General features: G+C 69.4%; 20 protein-coding genes. 9 read left to right on the top strand and 11 right to left on the bottom strand.

What is annotated here, in order from left to right:
• Positions 1–30 precede the first annotated feature (30 nt).
• Genes fabF through gmk form a run of 4 tightly spaced genes read left to right on the top strand, consistent with a single transcriptional unit; the run spans position 31 to position 3,931 of the window.
• Positions 31–1,311, top strand: a complete 1,281-nt coding sequence (gene fabF, locus Q0V34_RS10570) for a beta-ketoacyl-ACP synthase II (RefSeq protein WP_297511476.1) — start codon at positions 31–33, stop codon at positions 1,309–1,311.
• Complete coding sequence (gene mltG, locus Q0V34_RS10565; RefSeq protein ID WP_297511474.1) at positions 1,308–2,411, top strand: endolytic transglycosylase MltG; 1,104 nt, start codon at positions 1,308–1,310, stop codon at positions 2,409–2,411. Before fabF ends, mltG begins: the two co-directional genes overlap by 4 nt.
• A 4-nt stretch (positions 2,412–2,415) precedes the next feature.
• Positions 2,416–3,297: a YicC/YloC family endoribonuclease gene (locus Q0V34_RS10560; protein WP_297511473.1), complete on the top strand. Its 882-nt coding sequence runs from the start codon at positions 2,416–2,418 to the stop codon at positions 3,295–3,297.
• The gene (gmk, locus tag Q0V34_RS10555) at positions 3,290–3,931 is read left to right on the top strand and encodes a guanylate kinase (protein ID WP_297511471.1); all 642 of its coding nucleotides are present in this window, start codon (positions 3,290–3,292) and stop codon (positions 3,929–3,931) included. The genes Q0V34_RS10560 and gmk overlap by 8 nt, the downstream gene beginning before the upstream one ends.
• A 72-nt stretch (positions 3,932–4,003) precedes the next feature.
• On the opposite strand, the gene Q0V34_RS10550 is transcribed toward gmk, so the two are convergent.
• The 9 genes from Q0V34_RS10550 to lptF form a co-directional block, all read right to left on the bottom strand.
• Entirely contained in the window at positions 4,004–4,261 is a 258-nt protein-coding gene (locus Q0V34_RS10550; protein ID WP_297511468.1) for a GlsB/YeaQ/YmgE family stress response membrane protein, read from the bottom strand.
• A gap of 282 nt (positions 4,262–4,543) precedes the next feature.
• Entirely contained in the window at positions 4,544–6,142 is a 1,599-nt protein-coding gene (locus Q0V34_RS10545; RefSeq protein ID WP_297511591.1) for an HWE histidine kinase domain-containing protein, read from the bottom strand.
• A gap of 187 nt (positions 6,143–6,329) precedes the next feature.
• A complete protein-coding gene (locus tag Q0V34_RS10540; protein ID WP_297511467.1) occupies positions 6,330–6,779 on the bottom strand; it encodes a GNAT family N-acetyltransferase in 450 nt (149 codons plus the stop codon).
• 5 nt (positions 6,780–6,784) lie between these two features.
• Entirely contained in the window at positions 6,785–7,603 is an 819-nt protein-coding gene (gene rsmA / locus Q0V34_RS10535) for a 16S rRNA (adenine(1518)-N(6)/adenine(1519)-N(6))-dimethyltransferase RsmA (RefSeq protein WP_297511465.1), read from the bottom strand.
• 26 nt (positions 7,604–7,629) lie between these two features.
• Complete coding sequence (gene pdxA, locus Q0V34_RS10530) at positions 7,630–8,628, bottom strand: 4-hydroxythreonine-4-phosphate dehydrogenase PdxA (RefSeq protein WP_297511463.1); 999 nt, start codon at positions 8,626–8,628, stop codon at positions 7,630–7,632.
• Positions 8,625–9,986 carry a peptidylprolyl isomerase gene (locus Q0V34_RS10525; protein WP_297511461.1) on the bottom strand — a complete coding sequence of 454 codons (1,362 nt, stop codon included), beginning with the start codon at positions 9,984–9,986 and terminating at the stop codon, positions 8,625–8,627. Before Q0V34_RS10525 ends, pdxA begins: the two co-directional genes overlap by 4 nt.
• Before the next feature lie 176 nt (positions 9,987–10,162).
• Positions 10,163–12,592, bottom strand: coding sequence for an LPS-assembly protein LptD (locus tag Q0V34_RS10520; RefSeq protein WP_297511459.1), 2,430 nt, complete (start codon positions 12,590–12,592; stop codon positions 10,163–10,165).
• A complete protein-coding gene (gene lptG / locus Q0V34_RS10515; RefSeq protein ID WP_297511589.1) occupies positions 12,585–13,691 on the bottom strand; it encodes an LPS export ABC transporter permease LptG in 1,107 nt (368 codons plus the stop codon). The genes Q0V34_RS10520 and lptG overlap by 8 nt, the downstream gene beginning before the upstream one ends.
• Complete coding sequence (lptF, locus tag Q0V34_RS10510; RefSeq protein WP_297511457.1) at positions 13,688–14,827, bottom strand: LPS export ABC transporter permease LptF; 1,140 nt, start codon at positions 14,825–14,827, stop codon at positions 13,688–13,690. The genes lptG and lptF overlap by 4 nt, the downstream gene beginning before the upstream one ends.
• A 225-nt stretch (positions 14,828–15,052) precedes the next feature.
• On the opposite strand from lptF, the gene Q0V34_RS10505 reads away from it, so the two are divergent.
• From Q0V34_RS10505 to Q0V34_RS10485, 5 genes are all read left to right on the top strand, one after another.
• Positions 15,053–16,534, top strand: coding sequence for a leucyl aminopeptidase (locus tag Q0V34_RS10505; protein ID WP_297511455.1), 1,482 nt, complete (start codon positions 15,053–15,055; stop codon positions 16,532–16,534).
• Positions 16,535–16,536: 2 nt separating this feature from the next.
• Complete coding sequence (locus Q0V34_RS10500; RefSeq protein WP_297511454.1) at positions 16,537–17,001, top strand: DNA polymerase III subunit chi; 465 nt, start codon at positions 16,537–16,539, stop codon at positions 16,999–17,001.
• The gene (locus Q0V34_RS10495; RefSeq protein WP_297511452.1) at positions 16,998–17,354 is read left to right on the top strand and encodes a peptidase inhibitor I78; all 357 of its coding nucleotides are present in this window, start codon (positions 16,998–17,000) and stop codon (positions 17,352–17,354) included. Before Q0V34_RS10500 ends, Q0V34_RS10495 begins: the two co-directional genes overlap by 4 nt.
• Positions 17,355–17,444: 90 nt before the next feature.
• Entirely contained in the window at positions 17,445–19,922 is a 2,478-nt protein-coding gene (locus Q0V34_RS10490) for an MASE1 domain-containing protein (protein ID WP_297511450.1), read from the top strand.
• 61 nt (positions 19,923–19,983) lie between these two features.
• Complete coding sequence (locus Q0V34_RS10485) at positions 19,984–20,352, top strand: cytochrome c (RefSeq protein WP_297511448.1); 369 nt, start codon at positions 19,984–19,986, stop codon at positions 20,350–20,352.
• Between the two features lie 108 nt (positions 20,353–20,460).
• Here Q0V34_RS10485 and Q0V34_RS10480 read toward each other — a convergent pair whose 3' ends face one another.
• Positions 20,461–20,862 (bottom strand): hypothetical protein, encoded by a 402-nt coding sequence (locus Q0V34_RS10480; protein WP_297511446.1) that lies wholly within the window; start codon positions 20,860–20,862, stop codon positions 20,461–20,463.
• Between the two features lie 223 nt (positions 20,863–21,085).
• Complete coding sequence (locus Q0V34_RS10475) at positions 21,086–22,948, bottom strand: ABC-F family ATP-binding cassette domain-containing protein (protein WP_297511444.1); 1,863 nt, start codon at positions 22,946–22,948, stop codon at positions 21,086–21,088.
• Positions 22,949–23,026 lie beyond the last annotated feature (78 nt).

The raw sequence follows: 23,026 nt of genomic DNA, 5'->3' as shown, positions 1-23,026 counted from the left end.
GCGTCCCGCATCGAAGGTTGGGAGTGATCCATGCGTAGAGTCGTCGTCACGGGTATCGGCCTGCTGACCCCTCTGGGCCAGGGCGTTGACATCACCTGGAAGAACATCCTGGCGGGCAAGTCCGGCGCCAATCGCATCACCGCCTTCGATCCGACCGACTATTCCTGCCAGGTCGCCTGCGAGGTGCCGCGCGTCGACGGCCGCGGCGGCGGCGGTCCGGATGTCGAGGGCAGCTTCGATCCGGACCAGACCATGAGCCCGCGCGACCAGAAGCGCGTCGACGACTTCATCCTGTATGGCGTCGCCGCCGCCGACGAGGCCGTCAGGGATTCGGGCTGGGTCCCCCAGACCGACGAGGACCGGTGGCGCACGGGCGTCATCATGGGCTCGGGCATCGGCGGCCTGTCGACCATCGCCGACACGGCCCTCGAGCTGGAGGCCAAGGGGCCGCGCCGCGTCAGCCCGTTCTTCATCTCCTCGGCCCTGATCAACCTGATCTCGGGCCAGGTGTCGATCAAGTACGGCTTCAAGGGGCCGAACCACGCCGTGGTGACCGCCTGCGCGACCGGCGCCCACGCCATCGGCGACGCCGCGCGGCTGATCAAGTACGGCGACGCCGACGTGATGGTGGCCGGCGGCGCCGAAGCCGCCGTCTGCAAGACCGGCATCGCCGGCTTCATGGCTTGCCGCGCCGTAGCCACCGCCTTCAACGACACGCCCGAAAAGGCCTCGCGTCCCTATGACAAGGACCGCGACGGCTTCGTGATGGGCGAGGGCGCCGGCGTCCTGGTGCTGGAGGAGTACGAGCACGCCAAGGCGCGCGGGGCCAAGATCTACGCCGAGGTCGTGGGCTACGGCCTGTCGGGCGACGCCTATCACATCACCGCCCCGTCGGAAGACGGCGAGGGCGGCGCGCGGGCCCTGGCCGCGGCGGTCCGCGACGCGGGCCTCAAGCCGTCCGACATCGACTATGTCAACGCCCACGGGACCTCGACCATGGCCGACGGCATCGAGGCCAAGGCCGTGGAACGCTTCCTGGGCGACCACGCCAAGAATGTCGTCATGTCCTCGACCAAGTCGATGACCGGCCACCTGCTGGGCGCGGCCGGCGCGATCGAGGCCGCGTTCTCGATCCTCGCCATCCGCGACCAGATCGCCCCGCCGACCATCAATCTCGACAATCCCGACGTCGAGGTCGCCATGAACCTGGCTCCGCACAAGGCCGTGCCGATGAAGATCGACGTGGCGGTGTCCAACAGCTTCGGCTTCGGCGGCACCAACGCCTCGGTCGTGTTCAAGAAGGTCTCGTGAGCAAGAAGCCGTCGCCCTCTCGCCGTCCCCGGGCGGCCCGTCGCGAGACCGCGTCCCTGGGACGACGGCTGTTCCGCGCCTTGTTCGGCGCCGCCCTGACCCTGGTCGTGGTGGGCGTGGTCGCCGTCCTGGGCGCGGCCTTCGTCTATAACGGCCCCGGTCCGGCCGCCAAGGACGGCGACAAGACCACCGTGGTTCTGCGCAAGGGCGCCAGCCTGCCCGAGATCGCCGCCAGCCTCCAGCGAGGCGGCGTGATCCGCTCGTCGTCGGTCTTCATGACCGCCGCCAAGCTGACCGGCGCCGCGCGGGGCCTCAAGGCGGGCGAGTACGAATTCAAGTCGCGCGCTTCGATGGCCGCCGTGCTGGACGCCATCCGCCACGGCCGCATCGTGCGCCACTGGATCACCGTGCCCGAGGGCCTGACCTCGGACATGGTCATGGACATCCTGAACAAGTCCGACGTCCTGACCGGCAGCGCCGCCACGCCGCCCGAGGGGGCCATCCTGCCCGAGACCTACGAGGTCCAGCGCGGCGAGGACCGCGCCGCCGTCCTGCAGCGCATGATGGACGACCGCGACAAGCTGCTGAATCAGCTGTGGGCCCATCGCCAGTCGGGTCTGCCGTTCAACACCAAGGAAGAGGCCGTCACCCTGGCCTCGATCGTCGAGAAGGAGACCGGCAAGGCCAACGAGCGTCCGCACGTGGCCTCGGTGTTCATCAACCGCCTGCGCACCGGCATGCGGCTGGGCTCGGACCCGACGATCATCTACGGCATCTCGCGCGGGCGCCCGCTGGGACGCGGCATCCGCCTGTCGGAGCTGCAGCGCCCGACGCCGTACAACACCTACCTGATCTCGGGTCTGCCCCCGACCCCGATCGCCAATCCCGGCCGCGCGGCCCTGGCGGCGGTGCTGAACCCGGACAAGACCGACGACCTCTATTTCGTCGCCGACGGCACCGGCGGTCACGTCTTCGCCGCGACGCTGGAGCAGCACAACGCCAATGTCGCCAAGTGGCGGCAGATCGAGCGCGACCGCGCCGGCGCCGGCGCGCCGGTGGTCCCCGCGCCGCCCGCCGCCAAGCCGCTGGCCGGGGGCTGAGCCCGTGCCGCTGTCGGGGATGACGGGCTTTTCCCGGGCCGAGGGCGCGCACGGCGCCTGGACCTGGGCGGTCGAGGCGCGCAGCGTCAACGGCCGCAACCTCGAGGCCCGCTTTCGCGGCCCTCCCGGCTTCGAGAGCTTGGAGCGCGTCGCGCGCGACGGCGCCCAGGCCCGCTTCCAGCGCGGCCAGCTGACGATCAACCTGCAGGCCAAGCGCGCCGAGGTCTCGGGCGAAACCCGGGTCAATATCGCCGTGCTCGAACGTTATCTGACCGCCGGCGGCCCCTATGTCGCCACCGGCATGGTCGCCAAGCCCAGTCTCGACGGTCTGTTGGCCCTGAAGGGCGTGATCGAAGCCCGCGAGGACGAGGATGACGCCGAGACCCGCGCGGCGGTGGAGGCGGCGATGGCCGCCTCGATCGTCCAGGCGCTCGACGCGCTGAAGGCGGCGCGACTGGAGGAGGGCGCGGCGCTCGATCCGGTGCTGCACGGCCTCGTCGGCCGTATCGCGGACCTGACGGCCGACGCCGAGCGCGAGGCCGCCGGCCAGCCCGCCGTGCTTAAGGAGCGCTTCGCCCGCCGCATGGCCGAGCTGGTCGGCGAGGGCGCCGGCGAGGAGCGCGTCGTCCAGGAAGCCGCCGCCCAGGCGGTCAAGGCCGATGTCCGCGAGGAGCTCGACCGTCTGACCAGCCACGTCGCCGCCGCACGGTCGCTGCTGGCGGGCGAGGGCGCCTCGGGCCGCAGGCTGGACTTCCTGTCCCAGGAGTTCATGCGCGAATCCAATACCCTCTGCTCGAAGTCGGCCCTGACCGCCCTGACCGCGATCGGTCTGGAGCTGAAGGCCGTGATCGAGCAGTTCCGCGAGCAGGTTCAGAACGTTGAATAAGCCCCATCACCCCACGCGCGGCCTGCTGCTGATGGTCGTGGCGCCCTCGGGCGTCGGCAAGACGTCCCTGACCCGTCGCCTGGTGGCCGACCACAACGACCTGCACCTCTCGATCAGCGCCACGACCCGCGACCCGCGCCCCGGTGAGCATGACGGCCGCGACTATCACTTCGTGACCAAGGACCGCTTCCAGGAGATGATCGAGGCCGACGCCTTTCTCGAATGGGCCGAGGTCTACGGCAATTTCTACGGCAGCCCCAAGCCGCCGATCATGCAGGCGCTGGAACGCGGCGACAGCGCCCTGTTCGACATCGACTTCCAGGGCGCCATGAAGGTCCACGCCCAGGCGCGGGAAGACAGCGTGCTGGTCTACATCCTGCCGCCGTCCCTGGCCGAGATGAGCCGACGCCTGCACGCGCGCAGTCAGGACAGCGAAGAGGTCATCCACCGCCGGCTGTCCCGCGCCAAGGACGAGGTCGCCGACTGGGAGCGCTTCGACTACGTCATTCTGAATGATGATTTCGACCGCGCTTACGCGGACCTGGCCCACATCTATCACGCCGAACGGCTGAAGCGGGCGCGCAACCCGTGGATCGGGGATCTGGTGGGCGATCTTCTGAAGGAAGAGATTTGAACCTGAAAGCGCTCATCCCCGCGAAGGAGATGAGCGCTTCGGAGACGCCAAGCGATGCTGGGCGCTGCTTTCCTAGACCGCGCGGCGGCCGAAGATCAGGTGGTACAGCGCCAGGATGACGATGGCGCCGACCGTGGCGACCAGCAGGCTGTACAGGTTGAAGCCCGAGACGCCGCTGTTGCCGAACTGGTTGAACAGCCAGCCGCCGACGAAGGCGCCGACGATGCCGAGCACGATATCCAGCAGGACGCCGCTGCCGGTGCGGTTGACGAGTTTGCTGGCGATGAAGCCGGCGATCAGGCCCAGAAGAAGCCAGGCGAGAATGGACATCGTAAGGACTCCATGAGCGGTGGTCGCCCTGCGCGACCTGCCCAATCAAGGCCTGAACGCTGCCGTTAGTTCCCGCGAATTCGCTCTTGGACCAGAGTGATCAGCTTCTCGGCCGGCGCGCGGCCGAACGTGATGAACAGGCCCGAGCCCAGAACGGCCCCGATCAGGAAGGTCAGAGTCATCGTCATATCCCCTACGACTGGCGGGGAGCTATTGCAGATCGACCATGGCCAGGCCAAGGCGACAAGAGGGCGCTGCGACGATCGGTCTTGCCTTGCCGGCTCAGGCGGCGCCGCGCGCGGGGGCGATGATGCTGAGCACGCAGGTCAGGCCCTCGGGCGCGTAGTCGAAGGTCGCCGAGCCGGCGAGATCGCCCCGCAGGCTGGCGGCGATCAAGCGCGAGCCGAAGCCGCTGGTGGCCGGCGGCGTGACCCGCGGGCCGCCGCGCTCGCGCCATTCGATGGTCAGAAGGGCGCCGGCGCCCAAGCTCCAGGACACCGTGACGCGACCGGCGTCGGTGGACAGCGCCCCGTATTTCGAGGCGTTAGTGCCCAGCTCGTGGAAGATCATCGTCAGGGCCACCGCGGCGTTGGGCGACAACGGCACCGGCGGCCCCTCCAGCTTCACCTGGCTGGCGTAGGGTTGCAGCGCCTCGGCGAGCAACTCGCCCAGATCGGCGCCTTCCCAGTTTCGGCGCGTCAGCAGGTCGTGGGCGCTGGCCAGGGCGAAGATCCGCTCGTTGAACTGCGAAAGGCCCCAGTCGCCGCCGCTACGCAGGCTGTGTCGCGCCAGCGACTGGACGACGACCAGCGTGTTCTTCACCCGGTGGTTCAGCTCGTTGATCATCAGCTGCTGGCGCTCGGCGGCGCGCCGCGCTTCCTCGTCCCGCGCCCTGAGAATGTCGGCGGCGGCCCGCAGCGAGCCGCGCACCTCGGCGATTTCCTGCAGGTGCGAGGCGGCGGGTTCCAACGGGCGTCCAGCGGCGAGCGCCTCGGCCTCGCCGACCAGGCCGCGCACGTCCCGGGAGATCGGCCGCGCGAAGGCGAGGGCGGCCGTCACGCCCAGGGCGACGAGCAGGGCCGCGCCGGCCAGGGCCGGCCACAGAGATCCCAATACCGCCCGATAGAGCTCGTCCCGCGGCACGCCCACGATGAAGGTCCAGCGCGACTTCTGCGACCGGCTGAAGGCCGACAGGGTTTCGATGCCATCCAGGGTGTGGGTGTAGACGACCCCCTCGGCCGCCCGGGACATGGCCTCGCGCATGTCGGGGCTGGCGTGCTTGCCCATCATCGCCTCTTGATCGCGCGAGCGGGCCACCAGGGCGCCGTTGCGATCGACGATGCTGGCCGTCCAGGTGCTAGGGAAACCTTGCGCGGCCATCAGGGCGTGGAAGGCCTCTGGCGACTGGATGTAGCCCAGCACGTAGAGCTTGCCGTTGACCAGCACCGGCAGGTCGAAGCCGACGATCGGTCCCAGGCCGCCGGGCCGGGGGATCAGGTCTGACACGGTGGTGCGGCCGCTGCTCATGTCGGCCCAGTCGGAGTCGGGCAGGTTCGTCGCCGGCAGCGGCTGTCCGTCGGGGATGCGGGTATTGAGCAACTGCCGATGCTGGCTCATCAGCACGATCCAGGCGTCGCGCCCCTTGACGGCCTCGCGGGCCTGCTGCTCGAACGTCTCGATGTCGCCCTGGGCCAGGGCTGGGGACACCGAAAGGCCTTGCAGGATGCTCTGGCCCTGGCCGATCTGACGGTCGGTGGCCAGCGACAGGGCCCGGGTCATGGCCGTCAACTGGGTGGCGAAGCGGCGCTGGCCTTCGGAAAACTGCACGGCGACCAACGCCGCCATGAGCAGAATGGCGGGGGCGGCCAGGGTCAGGGCCATGAAAAGAAGGCGCCGCGCCACCGTCGAGGGCGACTTCACCGCACTGTTGGTCACGTTCGCCCCACCCATCCGGAAAGCGACTGGAAGGCCGCGTCCGCAGCGTCAATAGACAGACCGGCGTTCGGCGGTCAACGGCCTGGCTTGCCGCGACGCCAGGCGCCCGGCGCCTCCAGAACGCGTCTAGGCCTCAGCCGCGCTTGCGCAGGGCGCGGACGAAGCGGGCTCCGGCTGGCGCGAAGCCGGTCGCCTCGCAGAAGGCGCGCAGATCACTGGCCTCGGGTGGGACGTCGAGGGAGAGTTCGCCGCAGCCCGCCGTCCGCGCCGCCTGCGAGGCGGCCTTGAGCAGCAGCCGCGCGATGCCGTTGCGGCGCCGTTCGGGGGCCACCAGCAGGGTCGAGATCGTTCCCTGCTTCAGATCGGCGGTGAGAACCGAGCGCCAATGCGCCGCGATCAGGCCGGCGGGCGGTCCCCACTCGTCGGCCAGGAGCAGCGCGCCGGGCTGATCCAGGCTGGCGGCCAGACGAGCGGCCATCGCTTCCCGCGTGACCGACGCCCCCGCGCTGGCGAACAGCGCCGCGACGCCTTCGGCGTCGCTCGGGTGAGCGGCCCGGATCGCGAGGCCGTAGCGGTTCGACATGGGCCTCAGGCCATGGACGCCCTGGCCAGGGCCAGGAAGCCCGCCAGGTCGATCACCTCGGCCCGCGCGTCCGGGTTCACGCCCGCCCGCTCGCACAGGCTCGCGCCGCCCAGGGCCTTGAGGCTGGACCTCAGCATCTTGCGCCTTTGACCGAAGGCTGCGGCGGTGACGCGTTCCAGGGCGGCGATCACCTCGGCGGGCGGCGGATCGGCCTTGGGGACCAGCCGAACCACGGCCGAGGCGACCTTGGGCGGCGGGGTAAAGGCCTTGGCCGGCAGGTCCATGACCGTCCGCGCCTCGCAGAGGGTCTGGGCGATCACCGCCAGCCGGCCATAGGCCTCGTCGTCGGCCTGGGCCACGATCCGGTCGGCGACCTCCTTCTGGAACATCAGGGTCATCGACAGCGGCCTGAACGGGCCGGTCAGCCAGTTGATCAGCAGCTGGGTGCCGACATTGTAGGGCAGGTTGGAGACCACGTGGGCCGGACCGCCGGCCGCCTTCGGGCCGTCGACCTTCAGGGCGTCGCCTTCGACCAGCGTCAGGCGACCGTCCGCCACCTCGGCGACCTCGGCGAGCAGGGGCAGGAAGCGGCTGTCCTTCTCGATCGCCACGACGCGGGCGCCGGTCTCCAGCAGGGCTCGGGTCAGGCCGCCGGGACCCGGACCGACCTCGACCACCGTGTCGCCTTCGCCGACCTGGGCCAGGCGCGCGATCTTCCGCGTCACGTTCAGGTCCAGCAGGAAGTGCTGACCGAAGCTCTTGCGCGCCATCAGGTCGTGGCGCTCCAGGGCCTCGCGCAGGGGCGGCAGGTCGGCCAGGCTCATCGTCTACTTTCTCAGGGTCTACTTTCTCAGGCGGCTCGGCGGGCGGCGATCTCGGCCGCGAGACGGATCGCGGCGATCAGGCTATCGGGCCGCGCGAGCCCGCGTCCAGCGATGTCGAAGCCGGCGCCGTGGTCGGGGGAGGTCCGCACGATCGGCAGGCCCAGCGTGACGTTCACCCCGCCCCAGAAGTCGAGCATCTTGACCGGGATCAGGGCCTGGTCGTGATACATGCAGAGCACCCCGTCATAGCGCGTCCGCGCCTCGGGGTGGAACAGGGTGTCGGCGGGGCTTGGACCCGAGGCCTCGACGCCCAGGTCGCGCAGCGCGCGGACGGCCGGCTCGATGATCTCGATCTCCTCGCGGCCCAGCGCGCCGCCTTCGCCCGCGTGCGGGTTCAGCGCCGCGACGGCCAGGCGCGGGCGGGCGATCCCGAAATCCTTGCGCAGCGCCTGGGCGGTCACGAGGCCGCTGTTGACGATCGCCTCGATCGACAGCGCCCCGGGGACCTTGGCGAGCGCCGTGTGAATGGTCACCAGCGTGGCGCGCAGATCGCCGGCCGTCAGCATCATCACCGGCCCCCGCGCCCCTTCGTAGGTTTCGGCGGCGGTGAGTTCGGCCAGGAATTCGGTGTGGCCCGGAAACTTGAACCCGGCCTCGTAAAGCGGCGCCTTTGCGATCGGCGCGGTGACCAGGCCGCTGACCGCGCCGGACAGGGCCAGGCCCACACCGGTCTCGATCCAGCGGATCACCTGTGGCGCGTAGGCGGGCGAGGGTCGTCCGGCCACGACCGGGGCGAGCAGGGGAATGTCCAGGACCGGCAGCGCCTCGGCGAAGGCCGATAGCGCGTCCTGCGGGCGCGTCACCACGCGGGTCTTCACGCCGCCGCCGGCCGAGGCCAGCGACTGGGCGTCGCCGATCGCCACGAACGGCGGCCCGTCATGCCGCAGCGCCGCCCAGGCCTTGGCTATGATCTCCGCGCCGACGCCGGCCGGATCGCCGGCGCTGAGGGCGAGCGGGCGGATCACCGGGTCTCGATGGTGGCCTGGTTGCGCAGGTCGCGCAGATACCGCTTGGAGATCAGCGCCAGCTGCTGGCCGCGCAGGCGGTTCTCGATCTGGTCGTGCGTCGGGGCGTTGGCGCCGCCCTGGCGCTTGCCGCAGACGGCGATCAGGTGCATGCCCGCGTCGGTGCGGATCGGGTCGGAGACCTGACCGACTTCCAGCTTGTTGGCCGCGTCCTGGAAGGCGGGGGCCAGATCGGTGATCTCGGCCTCGCCCAGGTCGCCGGCGACCAGACCCTCGACCTTGCCGGCGGTGGCTTCCAGCGACTGGCAGCTGGTGATCTTGGGCTTCAGGTCGGTCAGCAGCTTGGTGGCCGCGGCGACCTGCGCCTCGCTGGCGTCGGCGGCCAGGGGGGCGGCGACCTGCTTCAGGTCGACGATGGCGGTCTTCGAGCCGGCGCGCTTGTCGCGCAGATAAATGATGTAGACGCCGTCCTTGACCTGGATCGGGCGCGACAGCTGGCCTGGCCGCAACTGCTCCAGCGCGGCGTCGACCTCGGGCGGCATTTCGCCCTGGTTGACCCAGCCCACGTCGCCGCCATTGGCCGCGGTGGCCGAGCCCGAGAACTGCCGCGCGACGGCCGCGAACGGCGCGCCCTGCTGCATTTGGCCGATCAGTTGGTTGGCGCCGTTCAGCGCGGTCTCCATGCCGCCGACGCGCGAGGCGTCCAGGAACACCTCGCTGATCTGGTACTGGGGCTTAGCGGCCGAGTCGGCCAGGCGCCGCTGATAGGCCTTGATCTGGTCCTCGCCGATCCGCAGACGCGAGCCGTAGCGGCCCTGGATCCACGACTGCCAGCTGGAGTCGGCCCGCAGCTGGGCGCGCCAGGTCTCCAGGCCGATCCCCTGCGAGACCAACTGCTGCTTCAGCTGCTCGGGCGGCAGCTTGTTGGCCTGGGCGATGTCGGCGATCTGCTCGTCGACTTCCTTGTCGGTCGAGATGATCGTGATCTTCTGCTGCTTCTCGACGCGCTTCAGCTCCTGCATCTGCAGACGCTCGTCGATCAGCGAGCGCAGGGCCTCCTGCTCGATCTGCGGCAGGTTCTCCTGAGTGGGCTGCATGCCCGAGGTGGCCATCAGCAGGCGCATGCGCTGCATCAGGTCGTAGCTGGAGATGATGTCGTCATTGACGACCGCGGCCACGCTCTCCGACAGCGGATTGGCCGGCGCCGCGGGCGCGGCCGGCGCGGGGGCGGGAGCCGCCTGAGCCGGAGCCGCTTGAGCCGGCGCGGCCGTCCGGGCCTGGAAGGCTTGCGCGGGGAGGCCAAGGCTCGCCACGGTCAGGGCGAGAATGGACGCGGCGCCGGCCGCGAAAGTCGTCACGCTACGCGCAGACCGCATGGATAGTGTCGTTCCTCTAGACCTGGCCTCGAACGAGGCGCGCGGTCGATTATCACGTTTTCGGAAGCGACGGTCGCCAAAACTCGATTGGCCTCGACCGCGGCGTCCATGAACGCGCCGAGGGGCATGCGGCCAGGGCCGCACGCCCCCAAGCGCGGCTAGTACTTACCAATCCCGTATCTTCTATCGCCCAATGTGGCGAGCGTTAGGCCCACCGCGATCGTGCGATCCGGCTGCAGGCGCAGGCCCGTCGCCGTGGAGGCGTAGCGGTCTTCCTGCTGATAGACCACGTCGATGCGAATGCAGTCGTCGATATAGGCCACGCCCAGGTCGCGGCGGCGCCAGACGTTCTGCACCATGTCGCGCTGGCCAAAGGCGGTCAGGGCCCACTTCTTGGTGATGTTCAGTTGGCCGCGGGCTTCCAGGTTCTCCTGGCGGTTGCCGTTGGCGTCCACCTCGTCCTTCAGGTACCGCAGCGAGCCGGAGATGCGCTTGGTGTACGCGTCGACGCCGGTCTCGATCCGATGGATTTCCTGGCTTTTCGAGTCGAGGCGCGTGCGGGCGAAGGCCGTGATCCCGACGATCGGGGTCACGGTGGCCGAGACGATCCAGTCCGAGGACCGGCTCTGCAGGCCCGTGCGCGCCGGCAGCAGCGGGTCGAATTGCGAGCGGAAGCTGCGGCCCACCAGAATGCTGCCCCCGCGGCCGTCGGCCGTGGCCATGGTCGCCCGCCCGCCGACGTTCACCCGTGTTCCGCCCTCGTAGAGGTCGAAGCCCGGCGACTTGTTGGCCTTGAACAGGTTGGTCTCGTCGAACTCCAGCGTCGCGCTGTCTTCGTTGTAGAGGTAGGTCTTGGTCCCGTCGCGGGCGACGATCACCGGCACGCGCGAGCTGTCCGACCCGCTGGCGATCTGAGCCAGCGGCTCCAGCACGACGCTGCCGCCGTTCTTGAGCGGCTTGTAGAAGGGCAGGCTGAAATCGACGCCGCCGACGCCCAGGGCGCGGGTGTAGGTCTGCTTGGCGTCATCGCCGAGGGCGGCCGCCGCGGGCGTCAGATACGTGTTGATCGAATAGGCGTCGCCGCGCGCCTGGGCGAAGGGCGAGACCTTCAGGCCGGGGCCGACGATCGTGCTGGAGCGCCAATCGGCCTGAAGGCTGGCGCGGCTGGAGTCGACGCCGCCGCGTCCCTTGTAGGCGCCCAGGAAGTAGGGCGCTTCGCCGAACTGGGACTCCGAACGGGTCAGGACGACGCCCGAGCCTTGCAGGCGCACGCGACCGCCGAGCACCGGCGAGGCCGGCTCCCAACGGCCTTCCACCAGCGGGCCGATCAACGGAAAGGCGCCGCTGTTCTCGAAGGCGTTGGCCGACTTGGTCGTCGGATCGATGCCGACCACGCGCAGGCCCTGCACGGAGACGGCGGACACCGACAGCCACGACCGCGCGTCCTGCCGGGTGGCGTAGATCTGCGACATCAGGCGGTGGTCGTCGCTCGTGAACAGGCCGCGCTGCTGATAGACGTCGTTGACCTTGTACTTGTCGAACAACAAGGCGTCCGAGACACGCTCGGCCGAGAAGCCCCACTTCCACTTCCGATCGATATCGAACCGCCCGTCGGCCAGCAGGTAGCTGCGGAACGTGCCCTGTCCGAAGCGATCGCCCCGGATGTCGAAGTCCTTGTCATAGGTGAAGCCGCCGCGCGCCTCGAGCACGCCCGAATAGAAGCGCTTGCGATAGTTGGCGTTCAGAAAGGGGTTCACCTTGGTGTTGATCTGCGGGGTCACCACCACGTCGGACGAGGGCGAGATCACATAGAGATAGGGTTGGCTGTACGAGATCCCGCGACCCTTGGAGAAATCCAGCTTGGGCGCCAGGAAGCCGGAGCTGCGCTCGGCCTTGGGGTCGGGGTGCCAGAAGATCGGCAGGTACAGCACCGGCGCGCCCCACATGTGGATCACCGCGTGCTTGTAGTAGATCAGCTGGCGCTTCTTATCCTCGACGATCTTGTCGGCGGAGACGGACCAGGTCGGGGTCGGCTTGGTCGCGCACACCTCGCAGGGCGTGTAGATCGCCTGGTTCAGTTCCTGGATATTGGCGTTGCGCTTCACCGCGGTGACCGCCGCCACCTTGATGTTCTTGTCCAGACGGGCCGAGAAGTTGCGGGCGAAACCCGCCTTCATGTCCTTGTCCAGCTCCAGGTGGTCGGCGAACTCGGCCGTGCCGTCGGGATCGATCAGCTGCACGTGGCCGTTGGCCGTCACCGCGCCGGTGGCGCTGTTGTAGACCACCTCGTCGGCGCGCAAGGTGCGGCCCTGATAGCGCGCCTCGACCGAGCCGCGGGCGGTCATGATCTTGTTGACGTCGTCCCGGATCAGCAGGTCCGACTCCAGATAATACCCGTCGTCGCCCAGGCCGTCGGACGGCGCGGCGGGAACGACCGGCGCGGGCGGCACGGCGGCGAGGCTCTGCGCGTGGGCCGCGCCCGCGCCGGCGAGCGCCAGCCACGTCGCGCCGCTCAGGAGCAGCGCGCGACAAGCGGTGCTGGAACGCGTTTCAGGCATGAACGACCTTGGCAGCAATGACTCACCCATCTTCCGTATAGCAAAGCAAAGTGACGCCGGCCAAAAGCGCGATCGTCGGTGGGATCCAGGCGGCGATGAACGGGGCCAGAACGTCCGCCTTGCCCAACGTGCTGCAAAGCTCGTTGAAGAAAAAGAACCCGAAGCCCAGCGCCACGCCCGAACCGGCGAGCGCCGCCAGGCCCCCAAGCCGCATCAGGCGGAGGGAGAAGGCCGCCGCCAGCACGGACATCGCCGCGAACAGCAGCGGCGTCGCCAGGTCCTGCTGCAGGCGCAGCTTGAACGGCGCGGCCGAGAAGCCGGCGTCCTCGGTGCGCTTGATCGTGGCCGGCAGCCGCCACAGCGCCACGGCCTGGGGCGTGTTGAAGCGTTCCGAGGCCGTGCGGTCGTCGAGGTTCGACGGGATCGACAGGCTGTCGGAGCGGATCGCGCCGGCGCCGGGCGTGGCCTCGCGCACGCCGGAGAGGCGCCAGAAGCCAGGCTCCAGCCGCGCCTCGTTGGCCTCGATCCGGCGGGTGAAGTCCATAACGCCCTTGGCGTTCAGGCTGTAGACGAACAGCGACACGCCTTTCAGCCGCACCGAGCCGTCGATCACGTCGCGGGCGCGGGCGCGGATGACGATCTGGGTCTTGTCGTCGCCCTGACGCAGCCAGATGCCCTTGGGAGCCTCCTTCAGATAGCCGTTCATCAGCGCGTCCCGCTCGCTCTCGAACTTGGCGGTCATGGCCGTCGTCAGCGGGTTGAGGAGGGTGATGGTCAAGAGGCCGATGAAGAAGGCGGCCACCGCCGCCGGCGTGATGAAGCGCCAGGCCGAGACCCCGGCCGCGCGCATGGCGATCAGCTCGCTGCGGCGGTTCAGCTCGACGAAGGCCCACATGGTGCCGAACAGGAAGACGAACGGCGCCAGCACCAGGATGGTGGCCGGGGCCTGCAGCAGGGTCAGATAGAGCAGTTGCAGGAAGGAGGCGTCGGCCCGCGTGCCGACATTGCGCGCGATGTCGACGAAGGCGATCAGCATCACCATCGCCGCCAGCACCGACAGCGCGCCGATCAGGGCGCTCATCGTGCGTCGCAGGACGTAGCGCTCCAGCATGCCCATGGTCAGCATCAGGCCGCTCCCGTCCAGGCCGGGCGGGCCTTGGCCAGCTTGGCCCCGCGGCGGGCCGAGACCTTCTGACGGAAGATCTGGGCCATGCCCCACCAGGCGGCCGCCAGGGGCGTCGCGTACTGGATGATGTTCAGCCACGGCGTGTCCTCGCACGCGGCCTGAACGCCGAAGCCGACGATGCGGACGATGGCCGCGGCCGCGCCCACGGCGGCGATGCGCTTGACGTAGCCCATGCGGCTGAACGGACCGCCGATCACGGCCGCCAGGGCCATGGCCATCAAGGCGATGTTGTAGAGGGGGCTGGAGAACCGCGAATGCCCCTCGGCCAGCAGCTTGTTCTTGTTCCGCTGCTCCCAGTCCTGGGTCAGGTCGGGAAAGAACAGCTCGTGCGGATAACGGTCGGCGATCTTGTAGTGCAGCAGTTCGTCGGAATGGAACAGGCTGGACAGATCGAAGGTGTATTCGTCGAACGAGGTGTACTGCAGCACGCCCTCGCGCGAGAACTGCTGGTTGGAGCCGTGCCGCATGATCAGCACCGGCTCGCCCCTGCGGGTGGCGATCTCGGCCTCGCGCGACGAGTAGGTCGAGGCGGCGCCGTTGGGCAGTTCCTGGTGGATGAACAGGTTCTGGATCTTGTTGTCGCGGTCGATCGACTGGGCGTAGACGGTCAGGCCCGGGCCCGGCTCGGTGAACTGCCCCGGCTGCACCAGGGTCGAGGCGACGTCGGTCTTGATGGTGAAGGCCGTCTCGCGCAGCTGACGGGCGCTCCACGGCTGCAGCCACAGCCCCGAGATCAGCGAGATCAGCGCCGCCATCACCGCCAGGCGCATGGCCGGCGAGATGACCTTCCAGCGACTCATGCCGCCGGCGAAGCAGACGACGATCTCTTGCTCGGTGTGCAGACGGTTCAGCGCCACCAGCGCGGCCACGAACAGCGCCAGCGGCATCATGATGCCCAGCAGCTGCGGCAGGGCCAGCAGGATGATCTTCAGGAACACCAGCGCGCTCTGGCGCTGCTCCACCAGCACGTCGAACTCCGACAGGCTACGCGCCAGCAGGGCAAGCGCCACCAGGGCCACCGTCGCCAGAAGCGTCGGACCCAGCAACTGGCGGAAGAGATAGCGTTCGATGAGGCGCATGAAGAAACGTTCGGGGCGGATGGACTCGTGGGACGAACCCCGAAGATGCGCCGTTCTACACGGGCCGTTCGCATCGGCACAACCGGGGACCTGACTTGGCCGTCCCGACTGGGGCCGAACGGAGCCTTTTCTATGGCGCGGCATTGGACTATGCCGCCTAGTCGAAGCAAGCGGTCGCGCCGTCGCGACGCGTCCGCGAACGGTCGAAAAAATCAGGAGCGCGGCATGCGTATCGAGTTCGTCCCCGTCGACACCCAGGCCGGCGCCAACGCCGCGCTGGCGGTCCTGGCTCACGAGGGCGCGGCCCTCTCGCCCGAGGCGCGGGCGGCCAACGAGGCCACCGGCGGGGCCCTGGCCCGCGCCATCGCCGGGGGGCGTTTCACCGGCGCCAAGGGCCAGACGCTGGACCTCGTCGCGCCGCACGGCCTGGAAGCCGCGCGCGTCGTGCTGGTCGGCGTCGACGGCTCGGGCGCGGTGGAGCCAGAGGCCGTCGAGACCGCCGCCGCCGCCGCCTACCAGGCCGTGAAGACCACGGGGGTGTCGGAACTGGTGCTCAAGCTCGGCGCCGACGCCGAGAGCGCCGCCCGCGCCGCCTTCGGCGCCCGCCTGGCCGCCTATCGCTTCGACAAGTATCGCACCACCGAAAAGGCCGAGAAGAAGCCGTCGGTCACCCTGGTCAAGATCGCCGCCGCCGATCCGGTCAAGGCCCAGAAGGCCTATGAGCCCTTGGCGGCCCTGGCCGACGCCATCGTCTTCAGCCGCGACCTCGTCTCCGAGCCCGCCAATATCCTGCACCCGGAGGAATTCGCCGCCCGCGCCAAGAGCCTCGAAAGCCTTGGCCTCGAGGTGGAGATCCTGGGCGAGGCGGAGATGGCCGAGCTCGGCATGGGCAGCCTGCTGGGCGTGGGGCAGGGCAGCGTTCGCGAGAGCCAGCTCGTCATCATGAAGTGGCTGGGCGCGCCCGACCCTTCGGCCCAGCCCGTCGCCTTCGTCGGCAAGGGCGTATGCTTCGACACCGGCGGCATCTCGATCAAGCCCGCCGACGGCATGGAGGACATGAAGTGGGACATGGGCGGCGCCGCCGCCGTGACCGGCGTCATGCACGCCCTGGCCGGCCGCAAGGCCAAGGTCAACGCCATCGGGATTCTGGGCCTGGTGGAGAACATGCCGGACGGTAACGCCCAGCGCCCCGGCGACGTGGTCACCTCGATGTCGGGCCAGACGATCGAGGTCATCAACACCGACGCCGAGGGCCGCCTCGTGCTGGCCGACGCGCTCTGGTACTGCCAGGACCGCTTCAAGCCCAAGTTCATGATCGACCTGGCCACCCTGACCGGCGCGATCATCATCTCGCTGGGTCATGACTACGCCGGTTTGTTCAGCAATAACGATGGCTTGTCGGAAAAACTTCTCGCTGCGGGCAAGGCCGAGCGCGAGACTCTGTGGCGACTGCCGCTGCCGGCCGCCTACGAGAAGCAGATCGAAAGCCCCATCGCCGACATGAAGAACATCGGCGGCCGTCCGGCCGGTTCGATCACGGCGGCCCTGTTCCTGCAGAAGTTCGTCAACGGCGTGCCGTGGGCGCACCTCGACATCGCCTCGGTCGCCTGGAAGAAGCCGTCCGCGGATCCGACCGTCCCGGACGGCGCGGTCGGCTTCGGCGTGCGCCTGCTCAACCGCCTCGTGGCCGACGCCTACGAAGGCTGAGCATGACCGCCGCCGCGCCCTGCGAGGTCTGGTTCTATCACCTGGAGCGCTCGTCGCTGGAACAGGTGCTGCCCGAGCTTCTGGAGAAGACCTTGGGGCGGGGCTGGAAGGCGCTGGTGCGCGGCGGCGACCCGCGGCGGCTGGAGGCTCTGGACCAGCACCTGTGGACCTGGCGCGAGGACAGCTTCCTGCCGCACGGCCTCTCGAGCGAGCCGATGGCCGAACGGCAGCCGGTGCTGCTGACCGCCGAGGCCGGGAACCCCAACGCCGGCGACGCGCTCTTCCTCATCGACGGGGCAGAACCTGGCGATCTTTCAGGGGTTTCGCGCTGCATCCTGCTGTTCGACGGCAAGGACGATCAGGCGCTCGCCCAGGCGCGCGGTCGGTGGTCCCTGTTCAAGAAGGCGGGTCATCCGGTGTCCTACTGGCGCCAGGGCGCCGAACGCGGTTGGGAGAAGCAGGCATGAGGCGCGCGGCGCAAGGTCTTGTTTTAGCGGTGCTCTTGGCCGGCTGCTCGAGTTCGCCCGCGCCCGAGCCCGCGCCGCCTCCGCCGCCGACCACCCCGACCGCGCCGCCCGCCATCGCGCTGCCGCCCGCGCCGCCGCGCGGCGTCAACGAGGAGCCCAAGGACCAGTGCGGCCTCAAGGAGGCCCGGGCTTTCGTCGGCAAGCCGCGCACCAGCCTTCCGGCGCCGGTCGACCCGTCGCGCTGGCGGGTGGCCTGCACGACCTGCCCGGTGACCATGGACTATCGCGCCGATCGCCTGAACATCCTGTTCAACGCCGACACCGGCGTCGTCCAGGAGGTCAAATGCGGCTGAGGCCGCGCCATGCTCAAGCTCTTCTGGCCTCTCGCGCGGTGAGGTGAAATAAAGACTCGGCCGGCCGCTTCCGACCGGCTGGTTTGAAGCATGGACGACGACCCGATCGGATTCGCGCCGCGCGAGGACTGGGCCAAGACGCTGTCGATCGGCGGCGCCGCCGCCGTCGGCGTCGCCTTGCTGGCCTATCTGTGCGTCGAGGTTCCGAGAGCCTACGGCCAGGTGACGCCGATCTGGCTGGGCAACGGCTTCCTCGCCGCCTTGCTCCTGGCCTCGCCGGGCCGCCGCTGGCCCGTCCTGCTGATCGCCGGGCTGGTGGGCGGCGTCGCGGCCGCGGCCCACGCGGGCGACGCGCCGGCCACGATCGCGCTGCTGGTGCCTGCCAACGTGATCCAGGCCTGGCTCGCCGCTTACGCCGTTCGACGCGTCACCGGCGAGGCGATCGACCTGGGGCGTCCGCGCGACATGCTGGCCTTCGTCATCGTGGGCGGCATCGCCGCGCCGCTGATCGCCGCGCCGCCCGCCGCGCTGATCCATACGCTCTTGCGGGGCGGGGATCCGCTGGCGAACGCGGTCAACTGGACGCTCGGCGACCTGCTGGGCATGCTGACCGTCACGCCCTGCCTGCTGGTGCTGATCCGCGCGCCGGCCTATCTGCGCGAACGTCCGTTGAAGCGCGACGGCTTGCTGTCGATCCTGTTCTGCGGCCTGGTCACGGCCCTGGTGTTCGGCCAGAGCCGCTATCCGCTCCTCTTCCTCGTGCCGCCGGCCATGCTGCTGGCGGCCTGGCGTCAGGAGGTCGTGGGCGCGGCCCTGGCCGTGGTCCTGGTGGCGATGATCGCCGTGCCGCTGACCATGGCCGGAACGGGACCCATTCAACTGATCGGGCCCGACGGCGGCGCCCAGTCGACCGTGCTGCAGATCTTTCTGGCCTTGTCGATCTTCGTCAGCCTGCCGGTGGCCGCGATGCAGCGTCAGCGCCGCGCCATCATGGCCGAGCTGGTCGACACCGGCGCGGCGATGAAGCGCAGCGAGGCCCGCTATCGCCTGCTGGCCGAGAGCGCGCTGGATATCATCGCCCATAGCGATCTGCGGGGCCAGATGACCTACATCTCTCCGGCCGCGCGCGCGATCCTCGGCTATGCGCCGTCGGAGCTGCTGGGCGAGGGCTATGTGAAGACCTTGCATCCCGAGGATCGACCGGCGATCCGCGCGGTCGTGGACGCGCAGCGCGCGGCGATCAAGGGCTCAACGCCGCCGCCGGCCAAGATCATCGAATTTCGCGCGTTCCGCCAGGACGGGGTCATGATCTGGCTCGAGTCGCGACCCACCCTGGCGTTCGACCCCGTCTCGGGCGAACCGTCGGGCATCACCGACATCATTCGGGACATCACCGCGCGCAAGACCTTGGAGATGGACCTGCGCGCCGCGCGCGCCGAGGCCGAGGCGGCCGCCGCCGTCAAGAGCGAGTTCCTCGCCAATATGAGTCATGAGCTGCGCACGCCGCTCACCGCCGTGATCGGCTTCGCCAACCTCGCCGCCGAGGAGCGGGACCTGTCGCCGCGCGCCCGACGTTATCTCGGCCGCATCGCCGCGGGCGGCCGGACCCTGTTGACCACCATCAACGACATTCTGGACTTCTCGCGCCTGGAGGCCGGGCGACTGGACTTGAACCTTCGGCCGACGGCGATCGCCGAGCTCATCGCCGAGGTGCTGGAGATCGTCGAGCCCGAGGCCCGCGCCAAGGGCCTGATCCTGGCCGCCGAGGACCTGTCGGCCCTGCCGCCCTTGCTGATGCTCGATCCCGAACGCGTGCGGCAGGTGATCGTCAATCTGATCGGCAACGCCGTGAAGTTCACCGCGGCGGGCAGCGTGGGGGTGATCGCCGCCCACCAGGAAAACCGTCTGCGGATCGCCGTCACCGACACGGGACCGGGCGTCGCCGCCGAGGATCAGGCGCTGATCTTCGGCCGCTTCTCCCAGATCGACGCCGCTCTCAATCGTCAGCACGGCGGCACGGGGCTGGGCCTGGCCATCTCGCATGGTCTCGTCGAGCTGATGGGCGGCGAGATCGGCGTCGAGAGCGAGGCGGGCAAGGGCGCTCGCTTCTGGTTCGATATACCCGCGCCGGCCCCGGCGGAGGAGCGCGACGACGAGGGCGGCGACCTGGCCGAGGTTCCGCTGCCGCCTCCCGGCTGCCGCGTTCTGGTCGTCGACGACAACGCCGGCAATCGCGAGCTGGTCCGGTCGGTGCTGGAGGCGGTCGGGGTCGAGGTCGTCGAGGCGCGGGATGGGGAGGAGGGCGTCGCCGCCGCCGCGGCCGCGTCCTATGACGCCATTCTGATGGATCTTCGCATGCCGCGCCTGGACGGCGTCTCGGCCGCCCAGCGCATCCGCGCCGAGCGCGGACCCAGCGCCGACGCCCCGATCATCGCCTTCTCGGCCGACGTTCGCCTGGGTCCCTTGGATCCGGTGTTCAGCGGCGCGACGCCCAAGCCGCTGACGGTGGCGTCGCTGTTGTCGACCTTGGCCGAGGCCCTGGAGGCGCCGAGCGCGGCGACGGCCTAAGCAGTCTCCCGGATGGTCGGGCGGGCCGCGCGGGCGCATCCTGACCGCGATGGAGGCGACCATGCGGCGATGGATCCTGACCCTGACGATCACCACGATGCTGGCGGGCTCGGCCGTCGCCCAAACGGCGGAACGCCCCGGCGGCTTGTCCGGAAATCCGGCGGCGGGCGGCGCCTTCGCGCGCAAGGAATGCTCGACCTGCCACGCGGTCGCCAAGGATGGGGTCAGCCCTCGGCTCGGCGCCCCGACCTTCGGCGAGGTGGCGCGCAAGTACGCCGATTATCGCCTGGACTGGGAATTGGAGGCGATCGCCAAGGTCGGCCACTACGCCATGCCGCCCAAGACCATGACCTCGACGCAGATCGCCGACGTCACCGCCTACATCCGCTCGCTCGACGACGGGGGCGAGCGCCGCAAGCGGGGCTCCTAGAGCCTGTCTGTCTCGAATGGGATCATTCGAGACAGATAAAAAGGCTCGATTTCAAACCTTTAGAGCGCCCTGGACGCTGAAACCGCTCACACTTCCGGCTATCACGGTCTAGCGCTTGCCCAGGCCCGGGAACATGGCCACGCCGTCCTCGAACACGCCCAGATAGCCGAGCTCGCCCATCAGCGGCGTCAAGTCCTCGACCAGATCGCCCGATTGGGGCAGGCGGGCGGGGCGGTCCACTTGATCATGCAGGCGATAGACGGTCCACATCTTGCCTTTCGGCGCGGCGGCGCCGGGCTGGATGAAGCGGTGCTCCCAACCGACCAGAGCCGGCTGGCGCCCCACCTCGATGTCGAACGGACGGTCGCGGAACGCCAGGTCCATCTCGATGCGCATGGCCTCGCCGATCCGGGCGTTCACCCAGGTGGCGAACGACTCCAGCACGACCTGCGCGGACAGGCCTTCCGGATTGGCCACGACGTGGTTGCGAGGGTGGGCGGGCGTACTCATGACGCCCATCCTGCGCCCCGACCTGTCGCGGAAGCGCTAAGCGACATGGTTTAGCGGATGTTCACCGTAAACCTTGGGGCGGCGCCATTCCGATTTCCCGGCGAATGCCGGGACCCAGATCCCAGGGCGCTGGGTTGGCGGGAAGAGCGCCATGTTCTTTGGCGTTCATCGCCGCGCTTTTCCATCTGGGCCCCGGCATTCGCCGGGGAGGCGGGAGTCTAAGCTAAGCCTCCGCCTCCGCCAGTTCCTCGGCCAGCGCCATCCAGGCTTCCTCGGCCTCGTCGAGCTTGGCGCGGGCGTTGTCGCGCCGCTTGGTCAGCTCCGGAACCTTGGCCGGCGTCTTCACATAGAGGTCCGGATCGTTCAGCAGGGCCTCGAGCTCGGCCAGGTCGCGCGTCCGCCGGTTCATCACCTGCTCGGCCGCCTCGACCTTGCGGCGCAGCGGCTCCACGGCCGTCTTCCTCGGGGCCGGGGCGGCGGCGACGTGCTCGCGCGCCACCTGGGTCGGCTTGACCGCCTGCTTGGCCCGCTCCAGCACGAAGCGGGCATAGTCGTCCATGTCGCCGTCGAACGGCTTGACCATCCCGTCGGCCGCCAGCCACAGGCGGTCGGCGACCAGCTCCATCAGCGAACGGTCGTGGGTGATCAGGATCACCGCGCCCATATAGTCGTTCAGCGCGTCCAGCAGCGCCCGTCGCGAGTCGATGTCCAGGTGGTTGGTCGGCTCGTCGAGGATCAGCATGTGCGGCGCGTCCATCGCCACGAGGTTCAAGAGCAGGCGCGCCCGCTCGCCGCCCGACAGGCTGTCGACCTTGGTCTCCTGCTTCTCGAACCCCAGGCCGAACTGGGCCAGCTTCGAGCGCCGCGAGCTTTCCGAGGCCTCGGGCATGGCGCGGCGGATGATCTCCAGCGGCGTGTCGTTGGGATCCATCGCCTCGATCTGGTGCTGGTGGAACCAGCCGACCTTCATCTTCTTGTCGCGGTGGAATTCGCCGGCCTGCACGCCCAGGGCCCCGGCGATCATCTTGGCGAAGGTCGACTTGCCCGCGCCATTGACGCCCAGCAGACCGATGCGGTCGTCGAGGTCCATGCGTAGGTTCAGGTTCTTCAGGATCGGTCGGCCCGGCTCGTAGCCGACGCTGGCCTTTTCCAGCCGGATCAGCGGCGGGGGCAGGGGCTTGGGCGGCGAGGGCAGGGTGAAGGGCGCGACGCGCTCCTCGATCGTCGTGGCCACCGGCTCCATCTTGGCCAGGCGCTTCATCCGCGACTGGGCCTGGGCGGCCTTCGAGGCCTTGGCCTTGAAGCGGTCGATGAAGGCTTGCAGGTGGGCGCGCTCGGCGTCCTGCTTGGCCTTGGCCGACAGCTGCAGGCGGGCCTTCTCGGCCCGGCGCTTTTCGAAGTCGTCGTAGCCGCCCACATAGAGCTCCAGCTTGCCGCCGGCCAGGTGCAGCATGTGGGTGCAGCTGTTGTTCAGCAGTTCGCGGTCGTGGCTGACGATCAGGGCGGTGTGCGGATATTTCTGAAGGCGGGCCTCCAGCCACAGGGCGCCTTCCAAGTCGAGATAGTTGGTCGGTTCGTCCAGCAGCAGCATGTCGGGCTCGGCGAACAGCGCCGCGGCCAGGGCCACGCGCATCCGCCAGCCGCCGGAGAACTCGCTCATCGGCCGGGAAAGGTCGTCCTGCGAGAAGCCGAGACCCGCCAGGATCTCGGACGCCCGGGCCGGGGCGGAGTCGGAGTCGATCTCGATCAGCCGGGCCCAGATCTCGCCCATCTCCTCGGGATTGGCGGTTTCCAGCCGGGTCATCAGGGCGTGACGTTCCTCGTCGGCCTCCAGCACCGTGTCCAGCAGGGAGACCGGCGTGGCCGGATGCTCCTGATCGACCGAGCCGATCCGCGCGGTCTTGGGCAGGCTGATCTCGTCGTCGCCGACGGGCAGGTGGCCCAGGATCAGCTTGAACAGGGTCGACTTGCCCACGCCGTTGCGGCCGATCAGCCCGACCTTGGCGCCGGGCGGCAGGCTGACGCTGGCGTGATCGAAGAACCGCCGGCCCCACGCGTCGAAGGTCAGGTCGTTGATCTGCAGCATTTTGTGAAGGTTACGCGTCGGGGTTGGCGGGGGCGGGGCGCCCGGCTATAAGCCCGCAACCTTCCAATTCACAACTCT

Source organism: uncultured Caulobacter sp., assembly GCF_947036865.1.
GTDB lineage: Bacteria > Pseudomonadota > Alphaproteobacteria > Caulobacterales > Caulobacteraceae > Caulobacter.
Note: the sequence above shows the minus strand (reverse complement) of the source record. Positions and strands in the feature narration are given on the sequence as shown.